We start from the raw sequence: 16,027 nt of genomic DNA on the forward strand, positions 1-16,027 counted from the left end.
GGGGGAACCTCTTTGATTGTCCGGCCCAACCTAGGGGAAGATTACAAAAGGTAAAGTCACGCTTTGGGGTCTGTGACCGACCGGGCCTTGCCCCGCTCGAGCCCCAACTGGTGTTCGCGCCAGATCACAACGACATTGCCTGCGATGACCAAAGCGGCCCCAATCAGGATTGCAAGCGTTGGCAGTTCGTCGAACCAGACATAGCCAATCACAATCGCAAACAGCATGGTCGCGTAATCATAAGGTGCCAGCATCGAAGCCTGACCAAAGCGATAAGAGGACGTCACCAAAATCTGCGCAACCCCTCCGATCAGGCCCATCATGATCAGTATTAGAGCCTGATTTAGCGTTGGCATCGACCATCCCCAGAAAACGGTCAGCGCCGATAGCAGCGTCGCAGTCATCGAGAAATAGAAGACGATCGCAGCCGGGTGATCGACTTTGACAAGCTGCCGGATATGGATCTGAACAAAGGCGCGCGCGACGGTCGCGCCCAAAACGCACAGCGCACCAATGGTGGCTGCAACCTCCATTTCAGTGGTGCCCAGGCGCGGCCAAATCATGATCAGGACCCCCAGCAGACCAAGCGCCACCGCGCCGATACGGATCAGACGAATGCGTTCGCCCAGCATCACGGCGGCTAGAATCAGGGTGAAGATCGGTGTGGCATAGCCTATTGCCGTCACCTCGGGCAGGGGCAGCAGGCTTAGGCCGGTAAAGGTAAGCCCCATGGCGCTGGTGCCCAGAACACCGCGCCAGAAATGGCCCATGGGTTTCTTGACCACAAAGCCCTTGGACAACTCACCGCGCGCGATGAGCCAGAGGATGATGACGGGAATCGCGAACAGGGACCGGAAGAACACCAATTGGCCCGGTGGGAATTCATCCGATAAAGCTTTGACCAAGGCGGACATCGACGTGAACAGGAACAGCGCGCCCAGTTTCAGCGTCACAGCCAGCAGAGGTCGATGCGATGTTAAGGGTTTTGTCATCGGCGCGAACCTGCGCCTTTGGCGGACAAAGATCAACGGGTGGGTTTAGTCGTTCACCCAGGATTGAGGAAGAGAATCGCCGATTTCCTCGGCGAATTCTTCAAGAAAACGGATCATACGCGCGGTGCGTTGTTCCGCAATCTGTCTGCCGGTCTGTGTCAGCATGTCGCCCGGCAGCCCCAGCAGTTTGACTTTCCAATGGTCGAGCGAGAAATGCAGGTCGTCCAAAGGCCGGTTTTGGGCAAAGGGATCTGCCGCGTCATACAAAGTGCGCCCCAAAGCACCTGAAACGGAAAAGTTGCGTGCGATGCCTATGGCGCCCAAAGCATCAAGCCGATCCGCATCGCGCAGGATGCGTGCCTCGGCCGTTTTTGGAGCAATATTGGCCGAGAAACTATGGGCTTCAATTGCGTGCTGGATGGCTCGAACCTGGTTCGAGTTATACCCCAAATCCATCAGAATAGGCTCTGATTCCACTGCGGATTTGCGAGATGCCAGATGCCGGTCTGGATCATCCTTGGCCAGATTTACCAAATCATGCAGATAACTTGCGGCCAGCAGCACGGACATATCGGTTTGATCATCTGCGATGGCCTGAGCATTGGTCCAGACCCGATCCAGATGGGCCAGATCGTGAGCCGGATCCGTTTCCATGCGATGCGCGACCACCGCACGCAAGCGCGTGCGCAGATCAGCCGATCCGTCCACGGTTCTCTCCGATCTGACCGCGATGCAGCAGCAGGTGGTCGAGGATCACGCAGGCCATCATCGCCTCTCCCACCGGAACCGCGCGGATGCCGACGCAGGGGTCATGGCGGCCTTTGGTGATGATCTCGGTTTCTTCGCCTGACTTGGTGATCGTCTTGCGTGTGGTTAGGATCGACGACGTAGGCTTCACGGCAAAGCGTACCACGATGTCCTGCCCGGTCGAGATACCACCCAGAATGCCACCGGCGTTATTCGAGCTGTATTGCGGGCCGTTCTGTCCCATGAAGATCTCATCCGCGTTGGCTTCGCCGGTCAGTTCAGCGGCCGCCATGCCTTCGCCGATCTCAACTCCTTTGACGGCGTTGATGGACATCATCGAAGCGGCCAGATCAGTGTCTAACTTGCCGTATACGGGCGCTCCGATTCCTGCTGGAACACCGCGTGCCACGACCTCGACCACAGCGCCGACCGAGTTACCGGACTTGCGCAGATCGTCCAAATACGCGGCCCAGTCCTCGGCCGCTTGAGCATCGGGTGTCCAGAACGGGTTCTGTTCAATCTGAGACCAGTCGAAATTCGCACGGTCGATTTTGTGCGGTCCAATTTGCGTCATGTAGCCTGTGATCTGCACATTCGGCGCGATCTGTTTGATCGCCTCTCGCGCCAGTCCTCCGGCAGCAACACGCGATGCGGTTTCCCGCGCCGAGCTGCGCCCGCCACCGCGATAGTCGCGGATGCCGTATTTCTGCCAATAGGTGATATCGGCGTGGCCGGGACGGAACTTGTCCATGATATCGCCGTAGTCTTTTGACCGCTGATCGGTATTCTCGATCATCAACTGCACCGGTGTGCCGGTAGTCTGGCCTTCGAACACGCCGGACAGGATTTTCACCTGATCGGGTTCGCGCCGTTGGGTGGTGAACTTGTTCTGACCCGGTTTGCGCTTGTCCAGCCAGTGCTGGATCATGGCTTCGTCGATTTGAACGCCCGGAGGGCAGCCGTCGACCGTCGCGCCTAATGCGGGACCATGGCTTTCGCCCCAGGTGGTGACGCGGAAGAGGTGTCCAAAGCTGTTCATCGACATGGGGCGTGCTCCTTTGCGGGTTGTGATTAGCGGGCAAGGCCCCCGGCCTCAAGCGGATTTGGTCTTAGATGCCGTGAACGCCGCCCGGTGGGCGGCGCATTTGAGTATTTTTGAAAAGATGAAGCTTAGGCGGTCTGCGCGACTTTCTCGCGGGTATCCGTGATCATCAGTGCGGCCTGAGCCGCTTCGCGCCCTTTCTGAACGAAATGGTCGCGGTAGATAGCGTTGTGGTGGTCGGTTTCCTGATACTGGTGTGGTGTCAGCGAGACCGACAGGACAGGAACGCCCGTGTCCAGTCCGGCGCGCATCAGGCCATCAACCACGGCCTGCGCGACGAAATCGTGGCGGTAGATGCCGCCATCCACAACAAAGGCGGCGCACGCTACGGCGGCGTATTTGCCGGTTTGGGCCAAGTCGCGGGCCAACAGAGGCATTTCGAACGCGCCGGGAACGTCGAAGACATCGACCTGATCGGCGGGGATGAGTTCGAGGAAGCCGTCAAGCGCGCGGTCGACGATATCGGAGTGCCATTTGGCTTTGACAAAAGCATAGCGGGTGTGTGTCATTATGATCTCCTTTCGCAACAGACACGTCACCCAAGGCGATCACGAGCAAGCACGCCGATTGCCGGCGTGTTGCACGTTCTCTTTCATCCGGACTGTAACCGTCGGCTCTGGCCTCTCACCAGATCTGCTTGACACCCTTTGGCGCTTCCACACTTTGTCCGAAAACCGGTTGCCGCTCTTCGGATCGTGGACACGTCTGGGCCGCTCGCGGGCTTACGGGTCGTCGCCCGCATACCGCCGGTGGGGAATTCCGCCCCGCCCTGAGAACAAGACGGACCTTGCATATCTTGGGTCTGGTCTGCAAGAGATTTGGCAGGAGGATCACCATGCACCCCAACCCCGCCTTTCGCGCCGAAGACCGCGCGCGCCATATTGAGTTCGCCCGTGAACGAGGATTCGGTGTTTTGGCCTTGTCGACAGATGGTGCCCCACTGTTGAGCCATGTGCCGTTTCTTCTGTCCGAAGATGGTCTGGTGGCTGAACTTCATCTTGTCCGCTCAAATCCCATCGTGCGCGCCTTGGATGCGCCGAAAGCGGTGAAGATCGCGGTGCAGGGGCCGGATGGGTATATCTCGCCGGACTGGTACGAGGTGGAGGATCAGGTTCCAACCTGGAATTATGTGGCCGTGCATTTGACCGGGCAGCTAGAGCTGCGCCCGCAGGATGAGCTGTTGGATCTGTTGAACCGGCAATCGGCCTTCTATGAAGAGCGCCTGAAACCTAAACCTCCATGGGCCACAGGAAAGATGTCAGATGAGGCTCTGACCAAAATGATGCGGATGATCGTGCCGTGCCGAATACAGGTCGAGGATGTTCAGGGCACTTGGAAGTTGAGCCAAAACAAGCCTGATGATGTGCGCTTGCGGGCATCTGAACAGATTGCGTCGTCGGGGATCGGGTCCGAATTGAGTGTTCTGCAAGAGTTGATGCGCAACGCCTAGCCGTCGGCGAAGTGTGGGCTTTCGTTTTTGTGGACCTCCTGTAAGGTCGGCGCAAACAGGGAGCCTGCCGATGAAACTCTACCACAGTCTGACCTCGCCCTATGTGCGCAAAGTCATGGTATTGCTGCATGAAACAGATCAGCTTGAAGATGTTGAGCTGGAGACCGTGGCCGGAACGCCGATCTCACCGGCTGAGTCACTGGTTAGCAAAGCACCGTTGACAAAAGTTCCAGCGCTGGAGCGCCCGGACGGGCCTACCTTGTTCGACAGCCGGGTAATCTGTGCGTTTCTGGATGCCCGTGCTGGTGGAAAGTTATATCCCGAGGGCGCAGGTCGCTGGGATGTTCTGACACTCGAAGCGCTTGCTGACGGCATTCTGGATGCAGCCCTTTTGATGACTTACGAAGACCGCCTGCGTCCCGACGACAAAAAGTGGGATGCCTGGATTGAATCGCAGTGGGTCAAGATTGAACGGGCTTGTGCTGTACTGAACCAACGGTGGATGGCGCATTTGTCCGGCCCGTTGGATATGGGGCAGGTCGCCGTCGGCTGTGCGCTGGGCTATCTGGATCTGCGCCACGATGCGCGGGGGTGGCGCAAGGGCAATGACGCGCTTGCCAAGTGGTTTGCGGAGTTTGGCGAGCGGCCCAGCATGGTGGCCACCCGCCCTCAGGGCTAAAGCATCCGCAGCCGCGTCTGCGTTACTGGCTGAACGTCGCCAGATACGCAGCGATATCTTCCGCACCTTTCTTGAGCTTGACGCTCATGTTCGGGCGGGCGGTGTCATCGTCGAGATAATCCTTGATGAACCCGATGGGGTCTTTGGAATAGGCGGCGATGTTTTCTTCGGTCCAGACCAGACCTTCTTCACCGGCGCGGATCATGTCGTCGGTGAACATACCGATGGGCAGGCGTTCGCTGCCATAACGGTAGTCATTCTCGGATCCGGCAACCCGTCCGATGACGCCATAGAGATTCGGCCCGGTGATTCCGCCTTTGACCAGAACTTTTCCGTCTTTGATGATCGCGTGGCATGACGAGCAGCGGTTATACATCGCCTTTCCCTTTTCGGGGTCACCTGCGGCAAGGGTCTGAGTGGACAGCACCAATGTAAGTAAAGCTGTGGTCAACAGGGTTTTTGACATAGGGGGTCTCCTGACAGGAGTTCGCGCGTTTTGCCCGCTGTCCTGTATTCGCGCAAAAAGTGCAACGGGGTAAACCTGCACAATTTGCAATTTAAATCATCTATTTGGGGAATATGATTTTGTAGAAAACAATCCCGTTCCCGCCAGTTGGATTGTGAGCATTCAAGGCGCAATTCTGCGGTAAATGGCTGGAACGCTTCGCGCCTGCCCGGGGGCATCGGTGGTGTCGGCTGGCTATCGAATCAAAACGGCCTGATTCGACCCGACCAACAAAGTTGAGCGCGAGATTCACCAAAAAAACGGCCTCGTTCCCCAAATGAAGCGGCACATGCGGCGTATTGCGCGTTTATGAACGCTGGACGAACACTATTCTCCCCGATAGTAAGCGCGTTTAAGACGCCGCTTTCACGCGGTGCGCGAGCTTTTTGCCCGTCCGCGGGCGCCAGACAATCGGAGATAACCTCGTGTCCCACGCAGAAGACCACGAAGGCACCCGCAGAGATTTCCTGTATTACGTCGCTGGCGGCGCAGGTGTCGTTGCAACGGGTGCAGCCGTATGGCCCCTGATCAACCAAATGAACCCGTCCGCAGACGTGCAGGCGCTTTCGTCGATCCGCACGGATGTGAGCGGGGTTGAGCCGGGCACACAGCTGACAGTTAAATGGCTGGGTAAACCCGTGTTTATCCGTCACCGCACCGGTGCCGAGATTGCCGAAGCCCAGCAACAGGACGAAGAAGCCGTTGGCAACTTGCCTGATCCGCTAGCGCGTAACTTCAACCTGAACGCAGATGCACCTGCAACAGACGCCAACCGCGTCATGCCGTCGCCCGAAGGCGAAGCCGAGGGTGCCTGGATCGTTCAGATGGGCGTTTGTACGCACCTTGGATGTGTGCCGTTGGGTGATGCTGGCGACTTTGGCGGTTGGTTCTGCCCATGCCACGGCTCGCACTACGATCTGGCAGGCCGGATCCGTAAAGGTCCCGCGCCTGAAAACCTGCCCGTTCCGCCCGCAGAGTGGGTCGACGCAACAACCATCAAACTCGGCTAAGGGAGACCCAGTTTATGTCCGGAATTCCCCACGATCATTACGAGCCGAAGTCTGACGGCGAAAAGTGGCTGAACAGCCGCCTTCCCATCGTCGGCCTGCTGTATGACACCCTGATGATCCCAACCCCCAAGAACCTGAACTGGTGGTGGATCTGGGGCATCGTCCTGGCGTTCTGCTTGGCGCTGCAAATCGTTACCGGCATCATTCTGGTGATGCACTATACGCCGCATGTCGATCTGGCCTTTGCCAGCGTCGAGCACATCATGCGTAACGTGAATGGCGGTTACTTCATCCGTTATCTGCACATGAACGGTGCTTCTCTGTTCTTTGTTGCGGTCTACATTCACATGTTCCGCGGCCTGTATTACGGCTCATACAAAGCCCCGCGTGAAATCACGTGGATCATCGGTATGCTTATCTACCTGATGATGATGGGTACCGCGTTCATGGGCTACGTTCTGCCTTGGGGCCAGATGTCCTTCTGGGGCGCGACCGTGATCACCGGCCTGTTTGGTGCGATCCCGTTTGTGGGTGAAGCGATCCAGACCTGGCTGTTGGGCGGACCCGCTGTGGACAACGCAACGCTGAACCGCTTCTTCTCGCTGCACTACCTGCTGCCGTTCATCATCGCGGCGCTGGTCATCGTGCATATCTGGGCTTTCCACACCACCGGCAACAACAACCCCACGGGTGTTGAAGTACGCCGTGGTTCAAAAGCCGAGGCCGAGAAAGATACACTGCCGTTCTGGCCGTACTTCGTGATCAAGGACCTGTTTGCGCTGGCCGTGATCCTGGTCGTGTTCTGGGCAATCGTCGGCTTTATGCCGAACTACCTAGGCCACCCGGACAACTACATCGAAGCCAACCCGCTGGTCACACCTGCACACATCGTTCCGGAATGGTACTTCCTGCCCTTCTACGCGATCCTGCGGGCCTTCACTGGCGAGGTTTGGGTTGTACAATTCGCAAGCTTCATCACCGGCGGCATCATCGATGCCAAGTTCTTCGGTGTGATTGCAATGTTTGGTGCGATCCTGGCCATGGCGCTGGCGCCCTGGCTGGACACATCGAGTGTGCGTTCGGGTAAATACCGTCCGATGTTCAAATGGTGGTTCTACCTGCTGATCATCGACTTCTTTGCCCTGATGTGGCTGGGTGCGATGCCCGCGGAAGAGCCCTATGCAACCTTCTCGCTGATCGCGTCTGCCTACTGGTTCGCCTATTTCTTCGTGATCCTGCCGATCCTGGGTGTCATCGAAAAACCGCTGACCCCACCGGAGACCATCGAAGAAGACTTCAACGCGCATTATGGCAAGGCTGACGCCGAAGCCACGCCGGCCGAGTAAGAAGAGGGACCGGATACCATGTTCAAGAAACTTGCAATCGGCGCTGCGTTTGCTCTGGCCCTGACCCCTGCTGCATCTTTTGCGGCAGGTGGTGGCGATCAGCATATCGAAGATTTCGCCTTTTCGTTCGAAGGTCCGTTTGGCACCTGGGATCAAAACCAGCTGCAACGCGGTCTGCAAATCTATACCGAGGTTTGCGCAGCCTGCCACGGCCTGCAATATGTTCCTCTGCGCGATCTGGAAGCGCTGGGTTACAACGAAGAGCAGGTCATCACCTATGCGGCGGACAATTTTGAGGTTTTTGACCCTGAATTGGACGACTTCCGCCCGGCGATCCCGACCGACCACTTCCCGGCCAATACAGCCGTTGGCGCACCTGACCTGAGCCTGATGGCCAAAGCCCGCGCGGGTTTCCACGGTCCTTACGGGTTGGGCATCAATCAGCTGGTCAAAGGCATGGGTGGCGCGGAATACATCGCCTCGCTGCTGGACGGCTACACCGGCAAGGAAAAGGAAGAGGCAGGCACCATCCTGTACGAAAACACCGCCTTCCCGGGTGGCTGGATTTCGATGGCCCCGCCGCTGGCAGAAGATCAGGTCGAGTTTGCCGATGGTCACCCCGCCAGTGTCGAAGCGATGTCCGAAGATGTTTCTGCGTTCCTGATGTGGGCGGCTGAGCCCAAGATGATGGACCGCAAGAATGCAGGCTTCGTTGGCGTCATCTTCTTGTCTGTTCTGTCAGTCCTGCTGTATCTGGTGAACAAGCGCCTGTGGGCGCCGCACAAAGGCAAGCTCCGTCCTGAGGATTGATGCTTTTTCGTAATTGGAAATCGAAACCCCCGCGCCCACCCGGTTGCGGGGGTTTTTATTTGCGAGGTTGCTTGCAAGGGGCCAGCCCCTTCTTGGCCATTGGCCAATTCATCCCCGAGGTATTTTTGGCCAGATGAAGGGCAGATCAGACGGTGAGTTGGTCTGCAGTCTGTCCGGTGATCGCAGCCGTCACGATCTGACCTTCGGGCTGAGGCGCGGCGAAGGACACTTCGGTGAATTGCTCGGTCCGGCCCATATGGGGGTTCTCCATCAGGATGTGATGGGTTTTGCCGATCTGTTCCGATAGGTGCTTTGAGACCTGAGCATCCCCGGCCGCGCGCAGTCGCGCCGCGCGTTTTTTGATCACCGTTCCATTGACTTGCTGTGGGATCCGCGCAGCGGGCGTGCCGTCACGCTTGGAGTATGGGAAGACGTGCAACCAGGTGAGATTGCAGTCTTTGACCAGCCTAAGCGAGTTTTCGAAATGCTCTTCGGATTCCGTCGGAAACCCAGCGATAATATCGGCACCAAACGTCATGTCAGGACGCAGCTTACGGGCGTCTTCGGTAAATCGGACCGCATCGTCGCGCAAGTGGCGGCGTTTCATCCGTTTCAGAATCAGGTCGTCCCCGTGTTGAAGCGAGAGGTGCAGGTGGGGCATCAGGCGCGGCTCGGTCGCGATGGCCTGCATCAGGTTCTCATCCACTTCGATCGAATCGATCGAACTGATCCGAAGGCGCGGCAGGTCGGGCACCAGTTTGAGGATGCGCATCACCAGATCGCCCAGCCGAGGCTGTGCGGGCAGGTCGGCCCCCCACGAAGTCAGATCGACCCCTGTCAGAACCACTTCGTTATAGCCCTTGTCCACAAGCCGCTTGATCTGGTCTACGACCACACCTGCGGGCACGCTGCGCGAGTTGCCACGGCCATAGGGAATGATGCAAAAGGTGCATCGGTGATCACAGCCGTTTTGAACCTGCACATAGGCGCGTGAGCGTGTGCCAAAGCCGTCGATCAAGTGGCCCGCCGTCTCGGTCACGGACATGATGTCGTCGACCTGAACGGCTTCGGTCTCACCGATGAAATCGGCGGCCAAGCCGTTCCAGGTGTCTGGCTGCATCTTCTCGGTGTTGCCGATGACTGCGTCGACCTCTTCCATTTGGGCAAAGGTCTCGGGTTCCGTTTGCGCCGCGCAGCCCGTGACGATCAGACGGGCGTTGGGGTTTTCGCGCCGCAGCTTGCGGATCTCTTGCCGGGCTTTGCGGACCGCCTCAGCCGTTACCGCGCATGTGTTTACCACCACAGCATCGGTCAGACCTGCCTGCTGTGACAGCTCTTTCATCGCCTCGGTTTCATAGGCGTTCAGGCGGCAGCCCAAAGTGGTGAATTTGGGCGGGTTCATCCCAAAGACCCCAAGAACTCAGGGGTGAGGGTGCCCGAGAAGACATGGGCTGTGGGGCCGGTCATCCAGACTCCATCCTCGCGCCAGTCGATCCAGATCGCGCCGCCATCCAGCTCGATCTGAACTTTGCGCCCCGTTAGACCGCGCCGTGCGGCTGCAACCGCCGTCGCACAAGAGGATGAGCCAGACGCCAATGTGATCCCCACACCACGCTCCCAGACGCGCATACGTATATTGTCCGGGCCGATCACCTGTGCGACCTGGACATTGGTGCGCTCAGGGTAGAGTGGGTGGTGTTCGTAACGCGCGCCAAACTCGGTCAGTGGAATTGCCTCGGCGTCGTCGACAAAGAAGGTGCAATGCGGATTGCCCATACCGGTTGCCGTAGGCGCGCCTTCGATTGGCAACTCCAGCGTGTCCATCTCTTCTGCCAGCGGTATGTCCTGCCAGTCCAGTTGAGGCTGCCCCATGTTTACCGAGGTCAGACCATCGCCGACATCTTTCGCAAAGAGGGCACCGCGTTCAGTTGTCAGGGATAATTCGGACTTTCCGGTCTCATCCATCAGAAACCGCGCGATGCAGCGTGTGGCATTGCCACATGCGGCCGAGGTTGATCCATCGGAATTGTAGAAGATCAGATGCGCGTCTGCCTGTCCGTTTTCAATCACGGCCAGTTGGTCGAAACCCACGCCGAACTGTCGGTGGCCGATTCCCTTTGCAAGCGCCGGGTTGATCCGGGAATCGCGGGCGCGCGCATCCACGATGACAAAGTCATTTCCCAGCCCGTGCATCTTCATGAAGGGCAAACCGGTATCGAGTCTCTGTTGCATAGCGGCGATATAACCCTGGTCCGAACATGAATCCACCCTGTTGCGCAGAATCGTGAAAAAAGGGGTTGACCCCCCAGCGACACCTGCCTAATTAGGCCGCCTATCGGGTCGCCGGAAACACAAGATGTGATGGTGAAACGAGGCGCAAATTAAGGGCTTGAACCTGATCAGGGAATTGCCTTAAAGAGCGCCACGGATCGAAGAGATCCAGCAAAAAGAGTGGGCCGTTAGCTCAGTTGGTAGAGCAACTGACTTTTAATCAGTGGGTCGCAGGTTCGAATCCTGCACGGCTCACCACTGTTTTCAAAGACTTACGAGGCGATCTCATGCCTAACACTCGCTTCGGGTAAGCGCAGGGTAAGCGAAGGCCGCCATTTTTCCCTTTACATTCGCCTGATGGTTGAATGACTCTTCAGGCAAGGGAGGAGCGGATGGGACACATCAGGCTTGGCACTTTGCCTCGGTCCAGGAAGTGGCGCGAGGTCGTTGATCTGATCGCAACCAATGCGCCGGTCGAACAGATCGCCGAGGCCGCAGCGGATGCATCCGACAAAGATCTTAAACGGGCGAGTCGTGACCCTCGGTTTCAATTTGTAAGTGATCTTCTGGTGCGGTTGCCTTTGCTTGCGAGGGCCCCTGGCTTCGAAGACGCTTTGGTCGATCTCGGAATCGACAGATCAGAGCTTAACTCTGTGACAGGACTGCTTGCAGGATTGGAACGCGTTGTTGATCGCAACAGTTTTGATCTCCGAGGTTCCTCAGATGCAGGCGAATTGGCGAAGGCCGCGCTCTTGGAAAGCCTTTCCGTTCAGCTGCACGACCGGTTGCCATCGCTGTTTGAACCGACACCGCAAGAAATTCGCCAAGCACTCGCGAGTTTCGCCGTGGGTGATGCATTTGCGAGACTCGCGCGGGATTTCTTTGCCCGGCTGACATACCGCTCTCTAGACTACTATCTGAGCCGGGAACTCGCCAATCACACTGGCGAGGATCGACGCTTTTCAACCGATGCACAGCGAGTGGCATTTCAACAAGCCCTGGCCCAGCACACATTTGAAGTGTCTAGAATCGTCGAAGAATATGCGGGCGGCTGGTATGGCAAAACCGTCTGGCAGAAGCAGGCGCTTGATCGCGATGCAATAGACAAGTTCACAGCTTACGCGTTCAAAAAGATGCGCTCGGAATTTGGGCGCCGTCGCGCCGTTGCCTGAAGTTGAAGTCAGATGGTTGCCGCCCCTGACAAAAAGCGGCGGTGATGAAGTCCTGCGTCTCGACATTGCTGGCCGCGAAGTCGCAATGACGCTACGGATTGGACAATTGAACCGTCAATTGGTCGAGGGATTGCAGGATCGTGCGCTCGATTTGCTGGAGATTGCCGCGCTTGTCTATTGCGCGGACGCGGCAGTCAGCCGTGGTGGTTTGGCAGATCAGAAGATGGGTGAGAAGTGGCACAGACGGTTCGTAGCCACCATGCCGGTACGCGATCTGGATTTCTGGCAACGTGAGAGCGTAATACAGGCTCTGGAAGAAACGTTGATGTTTCTATCCGGCGATAGCTTTGAATTTTCTTTTTCGATCAAAGACGAACCGGATGCAGAGCGATCGCGCTTCTTCAAATTCGGTCGAAATAGTTCATGGAAGCCCCACCGTGTCTTGATGTTTTCCGGCGGGCTCGATTCCTTTGCGGGCGCTGTGGAAGAAATCGTGGAACAGAAGCATCGGGTTGCTTTGGTCAGTCATGCCTCGTCCACGAAAATAGCGCCGGTCCAGAAACGGCTGATCTCAGCGTTGAGCAAACGGTACGGACCGGAAAAGTGCCGTCACATTCCCATGAGCGCCCAGTTGAAGGGTCGATCGACTGCGGAAAGAACGCATCGCACGCGCTCATTCTTGTTCGCGGTACTTGGGTCGATCACTGCAAAGGCCTTCGGACTGGACCGCTTGTCGTTCCATGAAAACGGCGTTGTGAGCCTCAACCTGCCGCCGGTTGGCAGTGTCATTGGAACGCGAGCGACGAGAACGACCCATCCTAAGGCACTCAACCTGTTGACCGGTTTTCTGCGGCTTGTTTTCGAGAACGATATGCGCGTCGACAATCCCTACTTCGCGCGCACTAAAGCTGAAGTCGTGGAGCGCATCTCCCAACTTGGGATGGCAGATCAAATTGTCGAGACGCGCAGTTGCGCGGATGTGCATAATCAAACCAATCAATACTTCCATTGCGGTCGCTGTTCGCAGTGTATCGATCGGCGTTTTGCGATGCTCTCAATAGGGCTTGAACGTTTTGACCCTGAAGATGCGTATCGCGTGGACTTGATGTCGGACGCTCGACCGAACGGCATCGACCGGGAGATGGCGTTGTCCTATGTGCGCAATGCAGTGTTGTTTGAAAACGCCACGCCAGATGCACTGATCCGAAATTTCCCCGTTGTGTTGGATGCGGTCAATTACCTCGACAATCCGCCAGACACAGCCATGGTGATGATCGCAGATTTGCTGAACCGCCATGGAAAGGCGGTCACATCGGTGATGCGTCAAACTCTTGAAAGCAAGTCACCCGGTGAGTTCCCTGAACAGAGTTTGCCAAGACTATATGGTGCGATGCAGAGCGCCTTGACCTTGCCGTTCGTACCTGCGGCCTCAGTTGATAAAAACGAGAAACAGCAACTTCCGCTGTCCATAGAAATCGACAAAGCCTCCCGTTTGGTTGTGATCGGCGAACATGTTGAGCTTAAGAAAAATGCCACAGCTGACCTGTTAGTGGTCTTGGCTGAAGAGTGGCTCCGTTCTGCTGGTGAAGGTCTCGAACCCATGGACCATCACTGCGTGAAATCTGGCGAACTCGTTGAAAAATTAGGCGTTGAATCCGACGAAGCCGTTAGACGGAGAATTCAGACTGCTCGCAGAACGCTTGCAGGGAGATTGGAGTCCGCTGGCCTGTCAGTTGATAAGCCCCAAGAGCTGATTGAAAATCTCCCTTGGCATGGATACCGGCTTGCTCCCGAGCGCGTGGTCGTTCGGGTGCGTCACCGGAGCTGATCATTCATCAATAACCGCGTCCTCGTCTGGCAACGGTCCACGGCGGCGAAACCGCCCCATCAGTTCGACCTGACGGCCAGGTGAAACAGAACCATAGGAGCTGAACGTCGTCATCACGTCGTCGTGTCCCATGTTCTGCGACCAGGCTTTATAGTCCTCTGGTGTCCTGCAGTGAAGTTTTGCCAGCTCTGCGATCGTATCTCGCACGCGGTGCGGCGAAAACGGTGGCAGCCCAGCGTTGATGAAGGCTTTCTTGAAGATTCCGGCCGCTGATGACGGGCCTGCCCACGGCTCACGCGCGATCCCCATGGTCTCAAAGCGCCGAGACGGGCCAACAGCAACGCGCGTTTTTGGAAATAAAGCATCTGTGTCTGAGAAGAGATGGTCCTTACGAAGCTCTCCGATCCATTCTCGCATAATTTGTTCGACGTTATCACCGAAGGGAAAAAAGCTGGCCGTGAAGGACTTTCCAAACTTCGTATCCACGGAACGTCCGTCAAACTGCACGCATCTGTTCGCAAGGTCGACGTGTCGCAGTTGCACTGTGATGGCCGCACCTTCGCGCGATCCGGTCAGGAACAAGAAGGCAATCAGGGCGCGATCACGGCGCTGGATTACGGTTTCCACCGGCATCGAAGACAAAAGGTGGTCCACCTGTTCGGGAGACGGATGCGGCTTCCAAAGAGTGCTACGACGGGCCTGTTCCGATTTGCGGTCCGGCGTGAGATAGGCGATGTCTGAGCGTGAGATCTTTGACTTGTACCCCGGTTGGTCCGCCATCCAGTCAAAGAGCTTCATTACATCGCGCAACACACCGTTTATCGTGGCAGCCGACAATGGGGCGCCCGTGCGTTCGTTGCGCAAACTTTGCAGATGGCGTTTGAACGCGCGCGCCCTTTCTGAATGAAACGCCCTGTAGTCCTTGCCTTTGAGCCATCTGTCATAGATGGCAATCGACGCTGCAGCTTTGTCGGTCGAAGATTGCGACAGCCCTTTTGCGTCCTTTAGCCAGACAAGGTGTTTGCGCTTGATACGCAGGTTATCCGAGGTGTGTTTTGACATGGGTCTCGGGCTCCTCTTTCAAGGTGACTTTTGAATGGGGTTCAGTACAGGACACTAATCTTGGGGAGGCTTGTTGAAGTGTGACCTCCAGTTTGGCCTGAATGGCTTCCAGATCTGAACGGCGAATGATCTTGTTCATGACCGCACCGCACGTCGGACAGAGGGCTGTTAGGCGGCCGCTGGAAGCTGTTTCCTGAACATAATCAGCGATCTTGCCGTCAGGTTCACGCGGACCTCTGCAACTGAGGCAGTAGCAGTGATGCAATGCCAGCTTGCACCGCGCTTTGCGCTGTCTTTGTCCGAGGAAGTCCTTGAGCACATGTCCTTCGATCAACCAAGGCTTGCTGCTGGTATCAGCCGCAAGTCCGTTGTTCCCAATCCAGCGAATGACGGTTTGGCGATGACAGCCCAAAACGTCCGCCACCTCCCAGGCCGTATAGACAAGGTGCGATTTGACTTTGTGTGAGGGGAAGGACTTTGCCATTACACACCCTCCCCGGAAATCGGTCCGCATGTATTCTGGCAGACCTGCGCCTCCTCAAAGGCTTCGATCACGCCTTCATCGTATAAAACGCGCGCGCCGATCTTCAAAAACCTGGGCCCCTTTCCGAGCCAGCGCCACTGCTCCAGCGTCCGCGGCGACATGTGCCACCGCTCCGCCAGCTGATCTTGTGTCAACTTGGGCATATCAACCTCAATTGCTCACTGCGGCACGAGGAAGTTCGGTCCGCTTCTGTTGAACAAAGTGAGGGATCGGATCTCTAAAATCTGTGGCCGCCGCCAATAAAGGCGTGACACATGCCAGGGCTAAATCATTGATATTATGTGACTTGAATCAGAAAGGTGTGACCCATCCGCAAAATGCGTAACCTTGCCACTCAAATCGCAGGGAGTCAGCGGCTGCAAACGACCCGAAAGCTGACGTTAATCAAAAATGCTTGGAAGACGGCTTCGAGCCCAAAGCAGCCCTTTGACCAACCCTTACTTTCTGCTCCGCAGCTACGGCTTCTCCGAGTCTAAAGCTCACCTTTGATGTATGGTGCTTAAGTGATC

The 16,027-nt window shown here is 56.9% G+C and carries 17 protein-coding genes, 1 tRNA gene and 1 riboswitch; of the genes, 8 read left to right on the plus strand and 10 right to left on the minus strand.

Translation table 11 applies throughout. The features are described 5' to 3' along the window. Window positions 1–56: 56 nt before the first annotated feature. From GS636_RS14845 to GS636_RS14860, 4 genes are all read right to left on the minus strand, one after another. Window positions 57–992, minus strand: a complete 936-nt coding sequence (locus tag GS636_RS14845) for a DMT family transporter (protein WP_171670226.1) — start codon at window positions 990–992, stop codon at window positions 57–59. A 45-nt stretch (window positions 993–1,037) separates the two neighbouring features. Next, complete coding sequence (locus tag GS636_RS14850) at window positions 1,038–1,700, minus strand: HD domain-containing protein (RefSeq protein ID WP_371808732.1); 663 nt, start codon at window positions 1,698–1,700, stop codon at window positions 1,038–1,040. Continuing rightward, window positions 1,684–2,784 (minus strand): chorismate synthase, encoded by a 1,101-nt coding sequence (aroC, locus tag GS636_RS14855; RefSeq protein ID WP_171670228.1) that lies wholly within the window; start codon window positions 2,782–2,784, stop codon window positions 1,684–1,686. Before aroC ends, GS636_RS14850 begins: the two co-directional genes overlap by 17 nt. Window positions 2,785–2,909: 125 nt before the next feature. Beyond that, window positions 2,910–3,350 (minus strand): 6,7-dimethyl-8-ribityllumazine synthase, encoded by a 441-nt coding sequence (locus tag GS636_RS14860; protein WP_171670231.1) that lies wholly within the window; start codon window positions 3,348–3,350, stop codon window positions 2,910–2,912. Between the two features lie 71 nt (window positions 3,351–3,421). Continuing rightward, window positions 3,422–3,622, minus strand: a riboswitch (FMN riboswitch). Between the two features lie 54 nt (window positions 3,623–3,676). Between GS636_RS14860 and GS636_RS14865 the strand changes: the two genes are divergently transcribed. Together GS636_RS14865 and GS636_RS14870 are read left to right on the plus strand one after the other, a co-directional pair. Continuing rightward, window positions 3,677–4,291: an FMN-binding negative transcriptional regulator gene (locus GS636_RS14865; RefSeq protein WP_171670234.1), complete on the plus strand. Its 615-nt coding sequence runs from the start codon at window positions 3,677–3,679 to the stop codon at window positions 4,289–4,291. 70 nt (window positions 4,292–4,361) lie between these two features. Further along, complete coding sequence (locus GS636_RS14870; RefSeq protein WP_171670236.1) at window positions 4,362–4,970, plus strand: glutathione S-transferase; 609 nt, start codon at window positions 4,362–4,364, stop codon at window positions 4,968–4,970. Window positions 4,971–4,992: 22 nt separating this feature from the next. Here the strand turns inward: GS636_RS14870 and GS636_RS14875 are convergent, their stop codons facing one another. Beyond that, window positions 4,993–5,436: a cytochrome c family protein gene (locus GS636_RS14875; RefSeq protein WP_171093025.1), complete on the minus strand. Its 444-nt coding sequence runs from the start codon at window positions 5,434–5,436 to the stop codon at window positions 4,993–4,995. Between the two features lie 464 nt (window positions 5,437–5,900). Here GS636_RS14875 and petA point away from each other — a divergent pair, with 464 nt between their 5' ends. The 3 genes from petA to GS636_RS14890 are packed head-to-tail and all read left to right on the plus strand — an operon-like array spanning window position 5,901 to window position 8,641. Next, the gene (petA, locus tag GS636_RS14880; RefSeq protein WP_171093027.1) at window positions 5,901–6,485 is read left to right on the plus strand and encodes a ubiquinol-cytochrome c reductase iron-sulfur subunit; all 585 of its coding nucleotides are present in this window, start codon (window positions 5,901–5,903) and stop codon (window positions 6,483–6,485) included. Window positions 6,486–6,499: 14 nt separating this feature from the next. Further along, window positions 6,500–7,831, plus strand: coding sequence for a cytochrome b (petB, locus tag GS636_RS14885; RefSeq protein ID WP_171093028.1), 1,332 nt, complete (start codon window positions 6,500–6,502; stop codon window positions 7,829–7,831). A gap of 18 nt (window positions 7,832–7,849) precedes the next feature. Then, window positions 7,850–8,641, plus strand: a complete 792-nt coding sequence (locus GS636_RS14890) for a cytochrome c1 (protein ID WP_171093042.1) — start codon at window positions 7,850–7,852, stop codon at window positions 8,639–8,641. Between the two features lie 145 nt (window positions 8,642–8,786). Here the strand turns inward: GS636_RS14890 and mtaB are convergent, their stop codons facing one another. Both mtaB and dapF read right to left on the minus strand, forming a co-directional pair. Next, on the minus strand, window positions 8,787–10,043 hold the full coding sequence (gene mtaB / locus GS636_RS14895; protein ID WP_171670238.1) for a tRNA (N(6)-L-threonylcarbamoyladenosine(37)-C(2))-methylthiotransferase MtaB: 1,257 nt from the start codon (window positions 10,041–10,043) through the stop codon (window positions 8,787–8,789). Next, complete coding sequence (dapF, locus tag GS636_RS14900; RefSeq protein ID WP_171670241.1) at window positions 10,040–10,873, minus strand: diaminopimelate epimerase; 834 nt, start codon at window positions 10,871–10,873, stop codon at window positions 10,040–10,042. Before dapF ends, mtaB begins: the two co-directional genes overlap by 4 nt. Window positions 10,874–11,094: 221 nt before the next feature. Between dapF and GS636_RS14905 the strand changes: the two genes are divergently transcribed. The 3 genes from GS636_RS14905 (at window position 11,095) to GS636_RS14915 (ending at window position 13,912) form a co-directional block, all read left to right on the plus strand. After that, window positions 11,095–11,170: transfer RNA gene (locus tag GS636_RS14905), tRNA-Lys, on the plus strand. A 134-nt stretch (window positions 11,171–11,304) separates the two neighbouring features. After that, entirely contained in the window at window positions 11,305–12,084 is a 780-nt protein-coding gene (locus tag GS636_RS14910; protein WP_170644466.1) for a hypothetical protein, read from the plus strand. Continuing rightward, window positions 12,059–13,912, plus strand: a complete 1,854-nt coding sequence (locus GS636_RS14915) for a 7-cyano-7-deazaguanine synthase (RefSeq protein ID WP_253762811.1) — start codon at window positions 12,059–12,061, stop codon at window positions 13,910–13,912. The genes GS636_RS14910 and GS636_RS14915 overlap by 26 nt, the downstream gene beginning before the upstream one ends. On the opposite strand, the gene GS636_RS14920 is transcribed toward GS636_RS14915, so the two are convergent. Genes GS636_RS14920 through GS636_RS14930 form a run of 3 tightly spaced genes read right to left on the minus strand, consistent with a single transcriptional unit; the run spans window position 13,913 to window position 15,661 of the window. After that, entirely contained in the window at window positions 13,913–14,974 is a 1,062-nt protein-coding gene (locus GS636_RS14920; RefSeq protein WP_171670243.1) for a site-specific integrase, read from the minus strand. Continuing rightward, window positions 14,952–15,458, minus strand: a complete 507-nt coding sequence (locus tag GS636_RS14925; protein WP_171670246.1) for a helix-turn-helix domain-containing protein — start codon at window positions 15,456–15,458, stop codon at window positions 14,952–14,954. Before GS636_RS14925 ends, GS636_RS14920 begins: the two co-directional genes overlap by 23 nt. Further along, window positions 15,458–15,661: a helix-turn-helix domain-containing protein gene (locus GS636_RS14930; RefSeq protein WP_058272705.1), complete on the minus strand. Its 204-nt coding sequence runs from the start codon at window positions 15,659–15,661 to the stop codon at window positions 15,458–15,460. The genes GS636_RS14925 and GS636_RS14930 overlap by 1 nt, the downstream gene beginning before the upstream one ends. Window positions 15,662–16,027 lie beyond the last annotated feature (366 nt).

The organism is Ruegeria sp. HKCCD4884 (genome assembly GCF_013110855.1).
In the GTDB taxonomy this organism is placed as follows: Bacteria; Pseudomonadota; Alphaproteobacteria; order Rhodobacterales; family Rhodobacteraceae; genus Ruegeria.